General features: G+C 64.3%; 13 protein-coding genes. All 13 read left to right on the plus strand.

The genetic code is table 11. The features are described 5' to 3' along the window. The first annotated feature begins 211 nt into the window (after positions 1-211). The 13 genes from tssB to icmH all read left to right on the plus strand — a co-directional run bounded on the left by tssB (position 212) and on the right by icmH (position 17359). Entirely contained in the window at positions 212-739 is a 528-nt protein-coding gene (gene tssB / locus KZJ38_RS30520; protein ID WP_219800794.1) for a type VI secretion system contractile sheath small subunit, read from the plus strand. Between the two features lie 8 nt (positions 740-747). After that, positions 748-2241 (plus strand): type VI secretion system contractile sheath large subunit, encoded by a 1494-nt coding sequence (tssC, locus tag KZJ38_RS30525; protein ID WP_219800795.1) that lies wholly within the window; start codon positions 748-750, stop codon positions 2239-2241. A 207-nt stretch (positions 2242-2448) separates the two neighbouring features. Further along, positions 2449-2940 (plus strand): Hcp family type VI secretion system effector, encoded by a 492-nt coding sequence (locus tag KZJ38_RS30530; RefSeq protein ID WP_219800796.1) that lies wholly within the window; start codon positions 2449-2451, stop codon positions 2938-2940. Between the two features lie 2 nt (positions 2941-2942). Next, positions 2943-3749 carry a type VI secretion system accessory protein TagJ gene (locus KZJ38_RS30535; protein WP_246641841.1) on the plus strand — a complete coding sequence of 269 codons (807 nt, stop codon included), beginning with the start codon at positions 2943-2945 and terminating at the stop codon, positions 3747-3749. Positions 3750-3763: 14 nt separating this feature from the next. Then, positions 3764-4267 (plus strand): type VI secretion system baseplate subunit TssE, encoded by a 504-nt coding sequence (tssE, locus tag KZJ38_RS30540; RefSeq protein WP_219800798.1) that lies wholly within the window; start codon positions 3764-3766, stop codon positions 4265-4267. 5 nt (positions 4268-4272) lie between these two features. Next, positions 4273-6159, plus strand: coding sequence for a type VI secretion system baseplate subunit TssF (tssF, locus tag KZJ38_RS30545; RefSeq protein WP_219800799.1), 1887 nt, complete (start codon positions 4273-4275; stop codon positions 6157-6159). Next, positions 6123-7139, plus strand: coding sequence for a type VI secretion system baseplate subunit TssG (gene tssG / locus KZJ38_RS30550; protein WP_219800800.1), 1017 nt, complete (start codon positions 6123-6125; stop codon positions 7137-7139). Before tssF ends, tssG begins: the two co-directional genes overlap by 37 nt. A gap of 78 nt (positions 7140-7217) precedes the next feature. After that, positions 7218-9953, plus strand: a complete 2736-nt coding sequence (gene tssH, locus KZJ38_RS30555; RefSeq protein ID WP_219800801.1) for a type VI secretion system ATPase TssH — start codon at positions 7218-7220, stop codon at positions 9951-9953. An 89-nt stretch (positions 9954-10042) separates the two neighbouring features. Beyond that, positions 10043-11956: a type VI secretion system Vgr family protein gene (locus KZJ38_RS30560; protein WP_246641842.1), complete on the plus strand. Its 1914-nt coding sequence runs from the start codon at positions 10043-10045 to the stop codon at positions 11954-11956. Between the two features lie 10 nt (positions 11957-11966). Then, complete coding sequence (locus KZJ38_RS30565) at positions 11967-12527, plus strand: DUF6931 family protein (RefSeq protein ID WP_219800802.1); 561 nt, start codon at positions 11967-11969, stop codon at positions 12525-12527. Next, complete coding sequence (gene tagH, locus KZJ38_RS30570; RefSeq protein ID WP_219800803.1) at positions 12524-14440, plus strand: type VI secretion system-associated FHA domain protein TagH; 1917 nt, start codon at positions 12524-12526, stop codon at positions 14438-14440. Before KZJ38_RS30565 ends, tagH begins: the two co-directional genes overlap by 4 nt. A 97-nt stretch (positions 14441-14537) precedes the next feature. Beyond that, complete coding sequence (gene tssK, locus KZJ38_RS30575) at positions 14538-15899, plus strand: type VI secretion system baseplate subunit TssK (RefSeq protein ID WP_246641843.1); 1362 nt, start codon at positions 14538-14540, stop codon at positions 15897-15899. Then, the gene (gene icmH, locus KZJ38_RS30580; RefSeq protein ID WP_219800804.1) at positions 15896-17359 is read left to right on the plus strand and encodes a type IVB secretion system protein IcmH/DotU; all 1464 of its coding nucleotides are present in this window, start codon (positions 15896-15898) and stop codon (positions 17357-17359) included. The genes tssK and icmH overlap by 4 nt, the downstream gene beginning before the upstream one ends. Position 17360: the final 1 nt, after the last annotated feature.

Below are 17360 nucleotides of genomic sequence, written 5' to 3' on the forward strand. Positions count from 1 at the left end.
GTGATCCAGCGTCGCCTTGACGACGTGCGCGCGATTTGTGCCACGCACATCGTGCGATGTGTTGGGAGTGACGCTGCGATCAGCGGCGGAACACCATTCGTTTTCGATGGAATAAACCACTGGGCCGCATTGTTTTGCTTTCGAGCACACGCGGCATGGCAGCACTCGCCGTCTCATCCCTTGAATCGATACGAAGCCAAGGAACGACCGCATGGCAACGAAGCAGAGCAGTCAAAAGTTCATCGCGCGCAATCGTGCGCCGCGCGTGCAGATCGAGTACGACGTGGAACTGTACGGCGCACAGAAGAAAGTTCAGATTCCGTTTGTGATGGGTGTGATGTCCGATCTGTCCGGTGCAAACTCGGGCGATCTGCCGCCGATCGAAGACCGCAAGGCACTCGACATCGATGTCGATAATTTCAATAGCCGCATGCAGGCGATGAAACCGCGCGTGAACTTCAGCGTGCCGAACACGCTGACCGGCGATGGCAGTCTCGACATCGACATGACGTTCGAAAGCATCGACGACTTTTCTCCGGCCGCCATCGCGCGCAAGGTCGATTCACTCGCGAAACTGCTGGAAGCCCGCACGCAGCTCACGAACCTCGGTACCTATCTGTCCGGAAAGTCCGGCGCCGAAAAGCTTCTTGCGGAGGCGCTCGCGGATCCCGCGTTGCTGCAAGCGCTTGCTGCCGCGCCCAAGGCGACCGACGCTGAAGCTGAACCCGACAAGGAATGAGCACGGCCATGGATAACCAGAAGCAGGTCGAACACAACACTCCGTCCGGCGACGTTCAGGCCAGCGATTTTGCCGCGTTGCTCAACAAGGAATTCCGGCCGAAAAGCGAGCGCGCGAAAGAGGAAGTCGAATCGGCCGTACGCACGCTCGCGGAGCAGGTGCTGAAAGATTCGCACATCGTGTCGGACGACGTCACACAGACGATCAACGCGTACGTTGCGGAAATCGACCGCAAGCTCAGCGAACAGCTGAACCGGATCATGCACCACGCCGACTTCCAGAAGCTCGAAGGCGCATGGCGCGGCTTGCATCATCTCGTCACGAACAGCGAGACCGACGCGATGCTGAAAATCCGCGTGCTGAACGTGTCGAAGAAAGAGCTGGGCAAGTGCCTCAAGCGTTTTAAAGGCACCGCCTGGGACCAGAGCCCGGTGTTCAAGAAGGTCTACGAAGAAGAGTACGGCCAGCTTGGCGGTGAGCCTTACGGATGTCTCGTCGGCGACTATTACTTCGACAACAGCCCGCAAGACGTCGAAATGTTGCGCGGCATCTCGCAGGTCGCGGCTGCAGCGCACGCGCCGTTCATCGCAGCCGCCGACTGCGGTTTGCTCGGCATGGAAAGCTGGAAAGAACTGGCGAACCCGCGCGACCTCGGCATGATCTTCACCACGCCCGACTACGCAGGCTGGCGTTCGCTGCGCGAGATGGACGACGCCAAATATCTGGGACTCGCGATGCCGCGCACGCTCGCACGTCTGCCTTACGGCGCGAAGACCGATCCGGTCGAAGAGTTCGATTTCGAAGAGGACACCGCGGGCGGCGATTCATCGAGGTACACCTGGCAGAATGCCGCCTACGCGATGGCGGTCAATATCAACCGCTCGTTCAAGCTCTACGGCTGGTGTACGCGCATTCGCGGCGTGGAGTCGGGTGGCGCGGTCGAGAACCTGCCGGTGCATACGTTCCCGAGCGACGACGGCGGCGTGGACATGAAGTGTCCGACCGAGATTGCGATCACCGATCGTCGTGCAGCGGAACTCGACAAGATGGGCCTGATGCCGCTCGTGCATCGCAAGAATTCGGACGTTGCCGCCTTTATCGGCGCGCAGTCGGTGGCGAAGCCCGACGAATACGACGATCCGGACGCGACCGCCAACGCCAACCTCTCGGCGCGCCTGCCGTACATGTTCGCCTGCTGCCGTTTTGCGCACTACCTGAAGTGCATCGTGCGCGACAAGATCGGCTCGTTCACCTCACGCGAGGACATGGAAAGCTGGCTTTCGCGGTGGGTACTCAACTACGTCGACGGGGACCCCGCGAATTCGAACCAGGAGATCAAGGCCCGCAAGCCGCTGGCCGCCGCGGAAGTGGTGGTGGAAGAAGTCGAGGGCAATCCCGGCTTCTACACATCGAGGTTCTACCTGAAGCCGCACTACCAGCTCGAAGGCCTGACCGTGTCGCTGCGTCTCGTGTCGCGTCTGCCTTCGGCGAAGGCCGCTTAAAGAAGGCTGCCTAAGAAGGCTACCTAAGAAGGCTACCTAAGAAGGCTACCTAAGAAGGCTACCTAAGAAGGCTGCCTAAGAAGGCTACCTAAGCACGGAGACTCGCGCAGGACACGTAGCCCGCGTCTGCCGTCATGCGACCGGAGCATCGGCTCCGGTCATAGAAAACGTTCGTCATGAACATTCCAAATCAAGGAGCGCACTCTCATGGCATTCACCATGCACCTCAAATTCTCCGGTGGGACGCTGAAGGTTACCGGTGACTCGGTATTCCCCGGACACAAGAACGAGATTCAGATTCTTTCGTGGGGTTGGGGCGTAACCAACAAGGCCGATCTGCACCGCAGCGGCAACTCGTCGACGGGTAATACGGCGCAGGCCGGCGACATACAGATCCTGAAGAACGCCGATGCGGCGTCCACGGCGATCTTTCAGGGTTGTACTGACGGTTTGCGCGCGGAAGACGCCTATATCTCCATCACCAACAACATCGATTTCTTCACGGTTCACCTGTCCAATGTGGCGATCACGTCGGTGTCGACCAGCGCGAACACCGGCGGCGATCATGTGGCCGAGGAACTCTGGCTGCACTTCTCGAAGATCGAATACGCGTTCACACCGCAGGACGACCAGGGAAAAGCGAAAGGAGGCACCAAGACATTCTCGTACGACACCAAAGCGCCCAAGCAGGACTCGTGATCGTGTCGGCACCCTCTACCGCTCCCGAAGCACTGCTCAAATCGGGACAACTGCGCGACGCTTTGCTTGCGTTGACCGGACAGGTGCGCAGCCGTCCCGCCGATGCGCCGCTGAGGGTATTTCTGTTCCAGCTGCTCGCGCTTACCGGCGAGTGGGAGCGTGCGGAAAACCAGCTGAAGGTGGCGGGCGAGCTCGATGCGCAAAACGCGCCGATGGTCGCGGCTTATGCGTTCGCGTTGCGTGGCGAGCGCGAACGGGAGCGCGTGTTTGCAGGTAGCCGCGAACCGGCCATGGAGGGCGAGCTGTCGCCGTGGCAGGCGCTTCTGACGCAAGCGCTGCAGCGCGCTTGCGACGGCGATCCGCAGCAGGCGGCGCAATTGCGCGAACAGGCTTTCGCGCAGGCCGAAGCGGTGAGCGGCACGATCGATGGTGTGGGGTTCGAATGGATCGCCGACGCGGACTCACGCATCGGCCCATGCCTTGAGCTGATCATGAAAGATGGGTACAGGTGGGCGCCGTTTTCGCACATCAGCGAGTTGCGGTTCGAGGCCCCTTCCGATTTGCGCGACAAGATTTGGACTCCAGTGCAAATCACATGGGCGAGCGGTGGCTCAGCAGTGGGCTTCGTGCCGACCCGCTATAGCGGCACCGAGCGAGGGGGCGATTCCGATCTGACGCTGGCTCGCCGTACCGACTGGACCGATAGCGGCCACGAAGGATTCGTCGGCAGCGGGCAACGCATGTTTGTGACCGACGCGGGCGAGTATCCGCTGCTCGACGTGCGCACCATCACTTTTAACAAACGCTAAGCGAAACGAACACAATGGCCGAACTGACGCCGCAAGAGCGTTTGCAGCCCTCGCTGCTCGACCGCCTCACGGACCTCGCGCCGGTGCGGCGTGAGGAAAGCCGCGAGCAGCGCGTCATTACCGCGGCGCGCCTGCGCGAATGCGTGACGCGCGACATCGCGTGGCTGCTCAACTGCACGCGTCACTGGAGCAGCGAGGAATTGATGGACTGTGCGGAGGTCGATCGCTCCGTGCTGAATTTCGGCATTCCCGATCTCGCCGGCACTGCGCTGTCCGGCGTGAATGCGGAGGACCTGGAAAATCGCATACGCGTCGCACTGCTGCATTTCGAGCCGCGCCTCATTGCAAGCACCGTACAGGTCACCGTGAACGTGGACGAAAGCCGTATGGACAACCGCTCGCTTTCTTTCAGGATCGAAGCGGAGATGTGGGCGCAGCCGATGCCGCTTGCGCTCTATCTGCGCACCGACCTCGACCTGGAAACCGGCGAGTTCCGCATCGTACAGAACGCCGGTTGACCAGCATGGACCCACGTCTTCTGCGTTATTACAACCGCGAACTGCAGCATGTCCGCGAGATGGGTGCCGAGTTTGCGCGCGAGTATCCGAAGATCGCCGGCCGTCTCGGCATGGAGGGCTTCGAATGCGCGGACCCCTATGTCGAGCGTCTGCTCGAAGGCTTCGCGTTTCTCGCCGCGCGCGTGCAGTTGAAGCTCGACGCGCAGTTCCCTGTGTTCACCCAGCATCTGCTGGAAATGGTCTATCCGCATTACCTCGCGCCGATTCCGTCGATGGCGGTCGTGCAGATGCGCCCCGACACGTCCGAGGACCTGCCGCCCGCCGGCTATCCGGTCGCGCGGCATACGGTGATGCGCAGCCTGACCGGCGCGGGCGAGCGCACGCCGTGCGAATACCGCAGCGCACATGAGGTCGTGTTGTGGCCGCTCGAATTGGCCGGCGCGCGCTATTTCGACACGCCCGCCGCGCTGTCCGCGGCCGGCCTCGTCGCGCCACGCGGACGTACCGTGCGCGCCGGCGTACAACTGAAGTTCAGGACCGTCGCCGGCGTGCAGGCCAAAATGCTTACGCTCGACCAGTTGCCTGTGTATATCGCCGGCGCCGACGAATTGCCGAAGCTGCTCTACGAGCAACTGCTCGCTAACTGCGCCGGCTTTACGGTGCGCACGACGGCGCAGGACGGCACGCTCGTTGAAGAGCATCGTGAAGCCGCGGCGCTCATGCCGAAGGGTTTTGCCGAAGAAGAGGCCTTGCTGCCCTACGGCAGCCGGTCTTTTAGCGGTTACCGCCTGCTGCAGGAGTATTTCGCCTGCCCCGAGCGTTTTCTCTTTGTCGAATTCACCGGCTTGCGCACGCTGCTCGCGCGCGCCGCGGGCAACGAATTCGACATCGTCGTGTGGCTCGACCGCAGCGTCCCGCGCTTGCACAACGCGGTGGACGAAAGCAACTTCCGCCTCTTTTGCACGCCGGCGATTAATCTGTTCGAGCGCCGCTCAGACCGCATCCATCTGCAGCAAGGCAGGACCGAATACCACGTAATCGGCGACCGCACACGGCCGATGGATTTCGAGGTGCACAGCGTGCACGACGTGCAGGGCTTTGGCGACCGTCAGGAACCCGAACAGGCGTTTCTGCCTTTCTACGGCGGTAACGAACGCACATGGCACAGCGCGCATGGCGCGTACTACACGTTGCGCCGCGAGCCGCGCTTGCTGTCGGGCCGTCAGAAGCAGAACGGCGCGCGTTCGAGCTACGTGGGCAGCGAAATTTTTATCGCGCTTGTCGACGCGAATGACGCGCCGTACCCGACGTCACTGCGCCAGGTCGGACTGCGCCTGCTCTGCACGAACCGCGACTTGCCGCTGCATATGCCGGTGGGCCGCTCCTACACCGACTTCACGCTCGATACCGACGCGCCGGTCGCGTCGATCCGCTGCGTCGCGGGGCCGACCAAGCCGCGTGCGTCGACCGCGACCGGCGAGACCGCATGGCGGCTCGTCAGCCATCTGCAGCTGAACTATCTGTCGCTGCTCGACGAGGAAGGCGAACGCGGCGCGGCCGCACTGCGCGAGATGCTGACGCTCTATTGCGACGCCTACGATGCTTCCGCGCGCCGTCAGATCGAGGGCATCAAACACGTGGCCGCGCGGCCTGCCACACGCCGCGTGCCCGTGCCGGGTCCGATCACATACGGCCGCGGCCTCGAAATCACGCTGACCTGCGACGAGACCGCGTTCGAAGGCACCGGCGCGTTCTTGCTCGCTTCGGTGATGCAGCACTTCTTCGCGAGCTATGTATCGCTGAATTCCTTTACCGAGACCGTGCTGCGCACGCTCGAACGCAACGAGGTGGCGCGATGGACCGCCAGGCCCGGCAAACGTCCGATTCTGTAGCGCTCGAGGAAGCGCTGCGCGCGCGGCCGCAAGACTTCGAGTTTTTCGAAGCGATGCGGCGCTTCGAATGCGTATACCCGCAACATCCGCGTTTCGCGCATTCGACGAAGCCCGCGGACGACCCAGTTCGGCTTGCGCATGCGGCGACGCTGGAATTCCCGGCGAGCAGCATCGACCGTTTCGAGCCGCGCGACAGCGACGGGCCGGCACGGCTTTACGGGCTTTTTCTGGGGGTGTTCGGACCGAACGGGCCATTGCCGCTGCACCTGACCGAATACGCGGCGGACCGGGCGCGGCATGCAGCGGACTCGACCTTCGTCGCATTCGCGGACATCTTTCATCACCGGATGCTGAGTCTCTTTTATCGCGCGTGGGCCGACTCGCAGCCGACCGTACAGATGGACCGTCCGGACGAAGACCGGTTTCAGACCTATGTCGGCGCGTTGATCGGCATGGCCACCGCGCACCTCGACCGGCGCGACGCGCTGCCGGACCGCTACAAGCGTTTCTTCGCGGGCCGGCTCGTATCACAGGCGCGCAATGCCGAGGGACTGCAGAAACTGCTCGAGGAGTACTTCGGCGTGCCGGTGCGCGTGATCGAATTCGTCGCCGAGTGGATGCGTCTGCCGCAAGACGCGCATCTGCGCATGGGCGTGTCGATGGCGGGTCTCGGCAGCACCGCCGTGCTCGGCACGCATGTGCATGGCGCGCAGCAGCGCTTCAGACTGCGCGTCGGGCCGCTTTCGCGCGGCGAGTTCAACGGCTTTCTGCCGGGCGGCAGCTCGCTGAAGCAGCTCATCGCCGCAGTGAAGCTTTACGTGGGCGAGGAAAAGGGCTGGGACCTGCAGCTCGTTCTAAAGAAGGAAGAGGTGCCGCTCACGCAGTTGGGCAAGGCGGGTCGCATGGGATTCAACACGTGGATGGGCCACTACGCGAAAAAGACGCACGCGGACGAGGTGATATTGAAGCCCGTCGACTAGCGGTTGCGGCCGTTTCGATCTTTCCGTTCCAACCGGGTGGCCGCTCAACGGCCGCTCCAGACGTCACAGGACAAAACCATGGCCGAAATCGGTCGAAGCGCGTTGTTCGGCAAGCTCAATGCGCTTGCTTACCGCGGCATCGAAAGCGCCACCGTATTCTGCAAGCTGCGCGGCAACCCGTATGTCGAACTCGCGCACTGGATCCATCAGATTCTGCAGCTGCAAGACTCCGACTTGCATCGCATCGTCCGGCACTTCGACGTGAATCCGTCGACGCTCGCGCGCGACATCACCGAATCGCTCGACCGGCTGCCGCGCGGCTCGAACACGATCTCCGATCTGTCGGGCGACGTCGAGGAAGCGGTCGAGCGCGGCTGGGTGTTCGCGACGCTGATGTTCGGCGAGGCGCAGGTGCGCACCGGCTATCTGATCGTCGGTTTGCTGCGTACGCGGCACTTGCGCAATGCGCTCCATGCGGTTTCCGCCGAGTTTACGAAGCTGAAGCCCGAGACGCTGGCCGACGACTTCGCCGCGATCGTCGCCGGTTCTCCGGAAGACAATCAGCGTGCGACCGACGGTTTCGCGTTCGGCGGCGCACAGCCCGGTGAGGCGAGCGGCGCGCTCGCACCCGCGCAGATGGGCAAGCAGCAGGCGCTGCAGCAGTTCACCATCGACCTCACCGCGCAGGCGCGCGACGGCAAGATCGACCCGATCGTCGGCCGCGACGAGGAGATCCGGCAGGTCGTCGATATCCTGATGCGGCGCAGACAGAACAATCCGATGCTGGTCGGCGAGGCGGGCGTCGGCAAGACCGCGGTGGTCGAAGGCTTTGCGCTGCGCATCGCGCACGGCGATGTGCCGCCGCCGCTCAAGGACGTACAGGTGCGCACGCTCGACGTCGGCCTGCTGCAGGCCGGCGCAAGCATGAAGGGCGAATTCGAGAACCGCTTGCGTCAGGTGATCGACGAAGTGCAGGCGTCGGTCAAGCCGGTGATTCTTTTTATCGACGAAGCCCATACGCTCGTCGGCGCGGGCGGCAACGCGGGCACCGGCGATGCGGCGAACCTGCTCAAGCCCGCGCTCGCGCGCGGCAACCTGCGTACGATCGGCGCGACCACGTGGGCCGAGTACAAGAAACACATCGAGAAAGACCCGGCGCTCACGCGCCGCTTTCAGACCGTGCAGGTCGACGAGCCGAGCGAGGAAAAGAGCATCCTGATGATGCGCGGCGTCGCGAACGTGATGGAGCAGCATCATCGCGTGCAGATTCTCGACGAAGCGCTGGAGGCCGCGGTGAAGCTGTCGCACCGCTATATTCCTGCGCGCCAGCTGCCCGACAAGGCAGTGAGCCTGCTCGATACCGCCTGTGCGCGCGTTGCGGTGAGCCAGCACGCGGTGCCCGCGGAAGTCGACGACACGCGCAAGCGCATCGACGCGTTGCAAACGGAACTCGCCATCATCGAGCGCGAGAAGCGCGTCGGCGTCGAGGTTACCGAGCGCGAGGCGGCGGCCGACGAAAAACTTGCCGCGCAACAATTGCGCCTGCAAAGGCTCGATGCGGCGTGGGCCGAAGAGAAGACGCTCGTCGAACGGATTCTCGCGCTGCGCGCACAGTTGAGGGACGACGGCGAAGCGCTTGACGGCGACGGCGCTGCGCCCGCCGCGCAGGACTCCGCGAAGGACGCCGCGCGGGAGTCCGATGAGGCCGCACGAGCGGCTGCACTCGCCGAACTCAAGGATCTGCAGGCGAAGCTCGCCGACCTGCAAGGCGAGACACCGCTGATTCTACCGAGCGTCGACTACCAGGCCGTCGCTTCCGTGGTCGCCGACTGGACCGGCATCCCGGTGGGCCGCATGTTGCGCCGCGAACTCGAAACCGTGATGAATCTCGCGAGCCTGCTTGCGCAACGCGTGATCGGCCAGGACCACGCGATGGAGACGATCGCGAAGCGCGTGCAGACCTCGCGCGCCGGGCTCGACCATCCGCACAAGCCGATCGGCGTGTTTCTGCTGGCGGGCACGTCGGGCGTCGGCAAGACCGAAACGGCGCTCGCGCTTGCGGAGGCACTGTATGGCGGCGAACACAATCTGATCACGATCAACATGAGCGAATACCAGGAAGCGCATACGGTGTCGACGCTCAAGGGCGCGCCGCCCGGCTACGTCGGCTATGGCGAAGGCGGCGTGCTGACCGAAGCGGTGCGTCGCAAGCCCTATTCGGTAGTGCTGCTCGACGAAGTCGAAAAGGCGCACCCCGATGTGCACGAACTCTTTTTCCAGGTGTTCGACAAGGGCGTGATGGAAGACGGCGAGGGCCGCACGATCGACTTCAGAAACACGCTGATTCTGCTCACGACCAACGCCGGCACCGAACTGATTGCGGGGCTATGCAAGGATCCGGACCTCATGCCTACCGCCGACGGGATGGCAAAAGCGCTGCGCGAGCCCTTGCTCAAGGTGTTTCCGCCGGCGCTGCTCGGGCGGCTTGTGGCGATTCCGTATTACCCGCTCAGCGATGCGATGCTCGGCAAGATCGTCGTCCTGCAACTCGATCGCATCAAGCAGCGCATCGAAGAACGCTATCGCCTTCCGTTCGCCTACGACGAAGAGACAGTGCAGCTCGTGGTGAGTCGCTGCACCGAAAGCGAATCGGGCGGCCGCATGATCGATGCGATTCTGACCAACACGATGCTGCCCGAGATCAGCCGCGAATTTCTTGCACGGACGATGCGCGGCGAAGCGATCGCACGCGTCGAAGTCAGCGTGGCCGATGGTGATTTCGCTTATCGATTTGGCGAAGACACCGAGGAATAGAACCGTCGGGCCGGCTGTTGTTCTCAGCGTGAGACGAAGCATTGCAAGCAGCATCGCAACTTCCTCCCGACCGACCTTTTCCTATTCCGATGCCACGCACAACCACTCTGACGTCCGCGCTCGGCGGCACGCTGCTCTTCGCGAACATGATGGCGAAGGAGCAACTGGGCCGGCTGTTCTCATACCAGTTGCAAGCGGTCAGCAAGAACGCGGAGATCGATCTGCGCGCGCTGCTCGGCACGCCGATGACGGCGAAGTACGTGAGCCCGCAAGGCTTTACGCGCTACTTCAACGGCATCGTCTGCGAAGGCGAACAAAGCGGTTTCGTCAGTATCGAGAACGTGCGCTATGCGCTGTACGCGTTCACGCTCGTGCCCAAGCCGTGGCTGCTCACCCGTCGGCGCGACTGCCGCATCTACCGGAACCTGAGCGTGCCGCAAATCGTGAGCCAGGTGCTCCATGAAATCGGCTATGGCGATCTGAAGCAGAGCCTCACCGGAAACTATCCGGCGCGCGAGTACTGCGTGCAGTACCGCGAAAGCGACTTCGACTTTATCAGCCGGCTGATGGAGCAGGAAGGCATCTACTACTTTTTCACGCACACGGAGCACGCACACACCATGGTGCTCGCGGATTCGCTGGGCGCGCATGCCGCGGTGCCGACCTTCGAGCAGATTACGTATGCGCCGCCGATCGCGCACGGCAACCGGACGATCGTATCGGTCGGCGACTGGCGCATGGAGCACACGACAAACACCACGAAGGTGCAACTCGACGACTACGACTACCTGAAGCCGAAAGCCTCGTTGCTCGCCACCGGAGAAGTGACCGACACGACCGATGTGCACAGGATCGACGGCCTCGATATCTACGACTACGCATACGGCGCATCCGGATACAACCAGCAGATATCGGAAGGGCAGCGTTGGGCGCGCGTGCGTGCGGATGCGCTGAACGTCCCGCAAGCCATATCGACCGGCAACACGAACGCGTGCGGGCTCGCGACCGGCGCGCTCTTCACGCTCAAGGATTTTCCGCTGGCGCATGCGAACCAGGAATACCTTGTCGTCGAAACCGACATCCGGGTGTTCGAGCCCGACTACGTGTCGGGCGACGGCGATGCCGAGGCGCCGTTCCAGTGCGACTTCAAGGCGATCCGCAGCAAGCAGCCGTTCCGCACGATGCCCACCACACCACGCCCCACGATTGCGGGCCTGCAAACCGCCGTCGTATACGGCGACACGCCCGAAGACATCGCCGTCGACAAATACGGCCGTGTACAGGTCACATTTTTCTGGAGTCAGCCGGGCCGACCGAATGCGCAGAACTCCTGTCCGGTGCGCGTCGCGCAGATGTGGGCCGGCAAGCGCTGGGGCGCGCAGTTTCTGCCGCGCGTGGGCCAGGAAGTAGTCGTGAGTTTTCTCGACGGCGACCCGGACCGGCCGCTGATTATCGGCAGCGTCTACAACGCCGACAACATGCCGCCGTACAGCCTGCCCGACAGCAAGACACAAAGCGGCGTGAAAAGCCGCAGTCTGCAGGGTGGTCCCGAACAGGCCAACGAGGTCCGCTTCGAAGACAAACCCGGTGCCGAGCAGTTGCTGATCCACGCGCAAAAAGATCTGCGCGAGGAGGCGGAGAACGATCACGACGTCGACGTGACGCGTAACTACACGCTCACTGCCGGCGAGCAGATCGAACTTGTCGCGGGCCTCGCGAGCATCGTGCTGAAAAGCACCGGCGAGATCGAGATCAAAGGCACGAGCCTTGAAATCGAGGGCCTGCTCGATGTTGCGCTCAAGGCCGGACTGTCGATGGAGCTCGGCGCGAAGGGCAAGCTCAGCGTGGGCGCGCTCGGTGCGATGGAGATCGTGTCGGGACTCGAGATGCAGGTGCAATCGCAGGCATTGACGCTGGCGGGCACGCTGAGCGCGTTGCTGACCGGCATGGCGATGCTGATGCCCGGTCCGGTGCCGCCGATGCCGGTGCCGGGCGTCGCGTAGGAGGCAAGCCTTGGACACGATCGTCGAAGCCGCCCGCGAGATGCAGTTGTCGGATGCCGCGCACCGCGTGCTGGATGCGTTGAAGCCTGAGCGCGCACCGCGCGACGCGGTGCAGGCGCTGCTCGACGCCAATCTCGCCGAAGACGCGCTCGCGCTGCTGGCGCGCCTGCTGCCGCGGCGCTACGCGGTGGCCTGGCTGTGCCAGTGCGCGCGCGCCGAAGCGCTCGACGAAACCGATCGTGCCGGCGTCGCGCTCGCGGAACAGTGGGTGCGCGAGCCGGACGACGCGCGCCGCCGCGACGCGCTCGCGTTCGCGAGAGCGCAGCGCTTCGGTAACGCCGGCGCATGGGCCGCGGCCGCAGCGGGCTGGTCCGGCGGCGACCTCGCGCCGCCGGGCAGCGATACGCCTGCGCCGCCGGCCGGCTTTATGACGGCGCGCGCCGCGGCGCTTGCCATCACCTATCTTGCCGCGCGCGTGACGACGCAATTCGCCGAGCGCCGCGCCGGCTTCGTGCGAGGCGCGCTGGGTTTGCTCGGCACGCCCGGCGCAATGGACGGAGAGAGGACATGAACGGCTCACCCCATCTGACTCTGGAGGTGCAAGGTGCGCATGCAGACCGCTTTGGCAGCCGCCGCGAGCAGGTGTTCGACGAGCGCGACGGCAGCATCGGACGCTCGGAAGACTGCGACTGGGTGCTGGGCGCGGAAGGCGTATCGCGGCTGCACGCGCTGGTGCGCTACCTGAACGGCATTTACTTTATCGAAGACCGCAGCACGAACGGGATGCTGCTCAACGGCACGCCGCTTTCGCGAGGCGATCCGGCCGCGTTGAAGGACGGCGACCGGCTGCAGATCGACGAGTTCGAAATCAGCGTGCACGTGAGCGGGAACGATACCGGCGCGGATGCGGGCAACGATACTGCGCGCAAGCGCGACGGCACGGGGCGGACCACGCAACACGAGCGCGAGCGCGGAGCGACGCAGCGCGATGGTGCGGTTGCCGGCGCTGATGCTGCAGGGTCGGCGCGTTTTGTCTCTGTCGCGCATCCGCAAGCGGATTTCGCGGCGCACGGTGGTCCATTGCATTCCGCTCTGATTGCCGGATCGTCGCCTGACGCGTTGCGAGGCACGGAAGCGGGCGGCGACGTGCTGATTCCCGGCGTCACCGATATGCCGGCGTCGAGCGCCGGGCTCGATCCGCTTGCGCTGTTCGATGTGCCGCCGTCGTTTTTCGATGCGCCGGCGCCGTCCGCGGAGCCCGAGCCGAGCTGGAATCACACGCCGTCCGCAGCGGACCGCTTTCATCCGCCGCAAGCCGCGCCTGCACGCCAGGTCGCGCCGGTGCTGCCGGAGGACTGGGACGCGAGCCGCGTGGGGGCGATTGCGAAGCATGATGTGAAGCGCGATGTGAATCGCAATGTGAAGCGCGATGAAACGCGCGACGCAACGCCCGACGAAAATCGCGACGGGATTCGCGATCCGCGCCGCGATGAAGGGCGCGAGGAAGGCAGTCACGCAAGCCGCGATGCAAACGGCGACGCAAGCGGCGGCGAAGGCCTTGAACGCGATTACGACGGGCTCGACGAACGTCGTAGCGCAAGCGGTGACGAAAGTCGTAACGAAAGCCGCGACGAAAGCCGCGACGCAATTCGCGACGAAGAGCGTGGCGAGCAGCGTGACGAAGCGCATCACGAACCTGAGCTATCGCATCACACGTTGGACTCGCATCGCGAGCAAGCGCAGGACGCTGAGCCGCGACGGGCTCCTGATCGACAGCCCGAGGGCTCCGGCGCGCCGTCGTCGGCCGCCATGTCATCGCAGCAGTTGCCGCTGCAGCAACCGCAAGCCAGTCCGCAGCCGCAGTCGCAGCAGCAATCGCAAGCCCAACCGCAGTCGCAGTTGCAACCACAGCCGCCAGCGCCACCCGCCGTGCCTTCAGCACAGCCCGCTGCCGCAACAGCCGCCACCGCGGATTCACCCCATGACCTGCAGGCCATGTTCGAACTCGCGATCGATGCATTGATGGACGTGCTGCGCGCCCGCGCTGAACTGAAAAACAGCTTCCGCATGCCGGCCACGCTGATCCAGCGTTCGGAAAACAATCCGCTCAAGTTCGCGCCTGATGCCGGGGAGGCCGTCAAAAAGCTGCTCGCGCCGCCCAACAGCACGTTTCTGTCAGGCACTGCGGCGTTGAACGACGCGGTCGTCGATATTCGCAACCATCAGATGGCGATGCTCGCCGGCGTGCGTTCCGCGTTCGAGTCGCTGCTCGAGCACTTCGACCCGGCGCGTATCGAGCAGGACCCCGAGGCGAACATGCGGCGCTTGCCGATCGGCAACCGGTCGCGCCACTGGGAACGCTACAAGGAGCAGTTCGAAATATTGACGAGGAATCCCGACGAATGCTTCCGGCGCCTGTTCGGCGACGCGTTCGCGAGAGCTTACGAAGACCAGCTGTTGCGGCTGAAGAACCGGGGCAACTGAGATCGAAGCGAGGTCCTGCTAACGTCAACCCAAATCCGCCCAAGGTCCAGCCCAGGTACACGCCAGGTTCACCCCAGGTCCGCGCCGCACCACGCGCATGGATCACACACCACTCACCGACATGACCCAGAGCAACAAGGTGGTATGGAGCGAAGGCCTCTTTCTGAGGCCGCAGCACATGCAGCAGCAGGAACGCTACTTCGAGCGCTATGTCGAGCTGCGCGCCGGCGCATTGCGTCCGCATGCGTGGGGTTTCGAGGAACTCGAGCTCGAGACCGATCTGCTTGCGATCGGCAAGCTCGGCATCAGGAGCGCGCGCGGCGTGTTCCCCGACGGCACGCCGTTCTCGATGCCCGGCGACGACCCGCTGCCGCCGCCGCTCGATATCGATGCGAACTGGCGCGATCAGATCATCTATCTGACGCTGCCGTTGCGCTCGCCGACGCAGCCCGATAGCGCATGGTCCGACCGGCAGTCGGACCAGCTGTTTCGCTATCGCGTGCGCGAAGCCGAGGTGCCCGATGCGTCGGGCAGCATGCAAGGTCTGACGGTGCTCGAAGTGGGCGGCATGAGCACACACCTCACGCCCGCGTCGCGGCCGATGGAAGGGCTCGTGAAAATTCCGCTCGCGCATCTCGTCGAATGCCGTGCCGACCGGCGCGTGATTCTCGATGAAGGGTTCGTGCCGACCGCGCTTGCCACGCAAGCCGCGGACCGTCTCGTGACCTTCCTCTCCGAATTGCTCGGCCTGCTGCATCAGCGCGGCGAGGCGCTGGCCGGCCGCGTCACGCAGACGGACCGCGGCGGCGCCGCGGAGATCGCAGATTTCCTCATGCTGCAGGTAATCAATCGCTACCAGCCGCTCGTCGCGCATCTGGCCGACGCGCCGATGCTGCATCCCGAAGCGTTCTACCAGCTGCTGATCGGCATGGCCGGCGAATTCGCGACGTTCACCGCGCCGGGCAAGCGCGCGCAGGTCTTCGAACCGTATCGTCACGAGGCCTTGCGCGAGACCTTCGAGCCGGTCATCGCGGCACTGCGCGTCGAATTGAGTGCGGTGCTCGAGCAGAGCGCCGTGGCCATTCCGCTGCAGCAGCGCAAGTACGGCGTGTGGGTCGGCGTGGTGCCCGATGTCTCGCTGCTCGACAGCGCGACCTTCGTGCTGGCCGCGAAGGCCGATCTGAAATCGGAAGACATGCGGCGCCAGTTGCCGAGCCAGTCGAAAATCGGCCCCGTCGAAAAAATCCGCGACCTCGTCAATCTGCAGTTGCCGGGCATCGGCGTATCGCCGATGGCGGTGGCGCCGCGCCAGTTGCCTTACACGTCCGGCTTCCTTTATTTCGAGTGCGATAAACACTCGCCGATGTGGCGCATGCTCAAGACCTCGGGCGGCATTGCGATGCATTTCGGCAGCGGTTTTGCAGGCCTCGATCTGCAACTGTGGGCGGTGCGCGCATGAATACCGGCAACCGTCGCGACCATCGCGACAATCCGGCCGTGCAAAACGATGCGACCGTGGTGCGCCCGCAAGGCGGCGCCCACGCGAATCCGTCCGACGACGACGCGACGCGCATCGTCGCGCCGCAGGGGCCACGTTCATCGAACGCATCGAATGCATCGAACGCTTCGCAAGGGCCACAAGGTACGTACGCGGCGCACACGATGGGCGCGTCGGGCGACGCAACGGTGGTGGCCGGTTCAGCCGCGCGCCGCGAGCAACCGGCACTGCGCGCCGAACTCGGCGACTTTGTCAGCGGTGTCGCGAATCCGATCGTGCGCGCGGCCAATCCGCTGCTGCTGCTTGCCGTGCAACTGCGCCACAGCGTCGCGCCGCCGGCCGACGTCGCGCGGCTGCGCGAACAGGCGGTGGCCGAAGTGCACAGCTTCGAACGCTACGCGCAAGACGCGGGCCTCGGCACGCAGACCGTCATGGCCGCGCGCTACGTGCTGTGCACGATGCTCGACGAAGCGGTGAACAGCTCGCCGTGGGGCGAGCTCACCGGCTGGGCGCAAAAAACGCTGCTCGTGACGTTCCACGGCGAGACGTACGGCGGCATGAAGTTCTTTCAGATTCTCGAGCGCCTGTCGCTCGATTTCTCGCGCCATCTCGATCTGATCGAATTGATGTATATCTGCCTCGCGCTCGGCTTCGGCGGCCGCTATCTGGTCGAGCCGGGCGGCCTCGCGCGTCTCGCCGATATCCAGGAAGATCTCTACCGGCGCATTCGCGGTCTGCGCGAGGCGCCGGCCGCGGAGCTTGCTCCGCACTGGCGCGGCATCGAAGACCGGCGCAATCCGCTGATGCGCTACGTGCCGCTATGGGTCGTCGCAGCGGCCGCCGCCGTCGTGCTGCTCGGCGTGTTCCTGTTTTTCTATACGAAGCTCAACGCGCTCGCGGAACCGGTCGGCGCGCAACTGGCGAAGATCGGCCTCGAAGATGCGCCGCCGCCGCAGTCCGTGGCGCGGCCGCCGGCGCCGGTACGTAAAACGCTCAAGCAGCTGCTCGCGCCGCAGGAGCAGGCCGGTCAGCTCAGCATCGAAGACAAGCCTGATGGCGAAGAAACCGTGCGTCTTGCCGCCGCGGGGCTGTTCGCATCGAGCAGCGCCGATATCGCGGCGAGCGAGATCCCGCTGCTACGCCGCATTACCTGGGCATTGAACCAGGTGCACGGCCGCGCGATCGTGGTCGGCCATACCGACGACCAGCCCGTGCGCTCGCTGAAGTTCAAGGACAACTTCGCGCTCTCAGCCGCGCGTGCGCAGAACACCGAGCAGATCCTCGCGCAAGGTCTCGACGATCCGCGCCGTCTCGAGTCGAGCGGCGCCGGCTCGTCGCAGCCGGTCGCAACGCCGCCCGACACGCCCGAGAACCGCGCGCGCAACCGGCGCGTGGAAATCGTGTTTATTCCGGAGAACTGAG

This window comes from Paraburkholderia edwinii (genome assembly GCF_019428685.1).
In the GTDB taxonomy this organism is placed as follows: domain Bacteria; phylum Pseudomonadota; class Gammaproteobacteria; order Burkholderiales; family Burkholderiaceae; genus Paraburkholderia; species Paraburkholderia edwinii.

Excerpts from the sequence above, each read along its gene's own strand:
- tssB (WP_219800794.1), top strand. The coding sequence starts at position 212 with ATGGCAACGAAGCAGAGCAGTCAAAAGTTCATCGCGCGCAATCGTGCG.
- tssC (WP_219800795.1), top strand. The coding sequence starts at position 748 with ATGGATAACCAGAAGCAGGTCGAACACAACACTCCGTCCGGCGACGTT.
- KZJ38_RS30530 (WP_219800796.1), top strand. The coding sequence starts at position 2,449 with ATGGCATTCACCATGCACCTCAAATTCTCCGGTGGGACGCTGAAGGTT.
- tssE (WP_219800798.1), top strand. The coding sequence starts at position 3,764 with ATGGCCGAACTGACGCCGCAAGAGCGTTTGCAGCCCTCGCTGCTCGAC.
- tssF (WP_219800799.1), top strand. The coding sequence starts at position 4,273 with ATGGACCCACGTCTTCTGCGTTATTACAACCGCGAACTGCAGCATGTC.
- tssG (WP_219800800.1), top strand. The coding sequence starts at position 6,123 with ATGGACCGCCAGGCCCGGCAAACGTCCGATTCTGTAGCGCTCGAGGAA.
- tssH (WP_219800801.1), top strand. The coding sequence starts at position 7,218 with ATGGCCGAAATCGGTCGAAGCGCGTTGTTCGGCAAGCTCAATGCGCTT.
- KZJ38_RS30560 (WP_246641842.1), top strand. The coding sequence starts at position 10,043 with ATGCCACGCACAACCACTCTGACGTCCGCGCTCGGCGGCACGCTGCTC.
- tagH (WP_219800803.1), top strand. The coding sequence starts at position 12,524 with ATGAACGGCTCACCCCATCTGACTCTGGAGGTGCAAGGTGCGCATGCA.
- tssK (WP_246641843.1), top strand. The coding sequence starts at position 14,538 with ATGGATCACACACCACTCACCGACATGACCCAGAGCAACAAGGTGGTA.
- icmH (WP_219800804.1), top strand. The coding sequence starts at position 15,896 with ATGAATACCGGCAACCGTCGCGACCATCGCGACAATCCGGCCGTGCAA.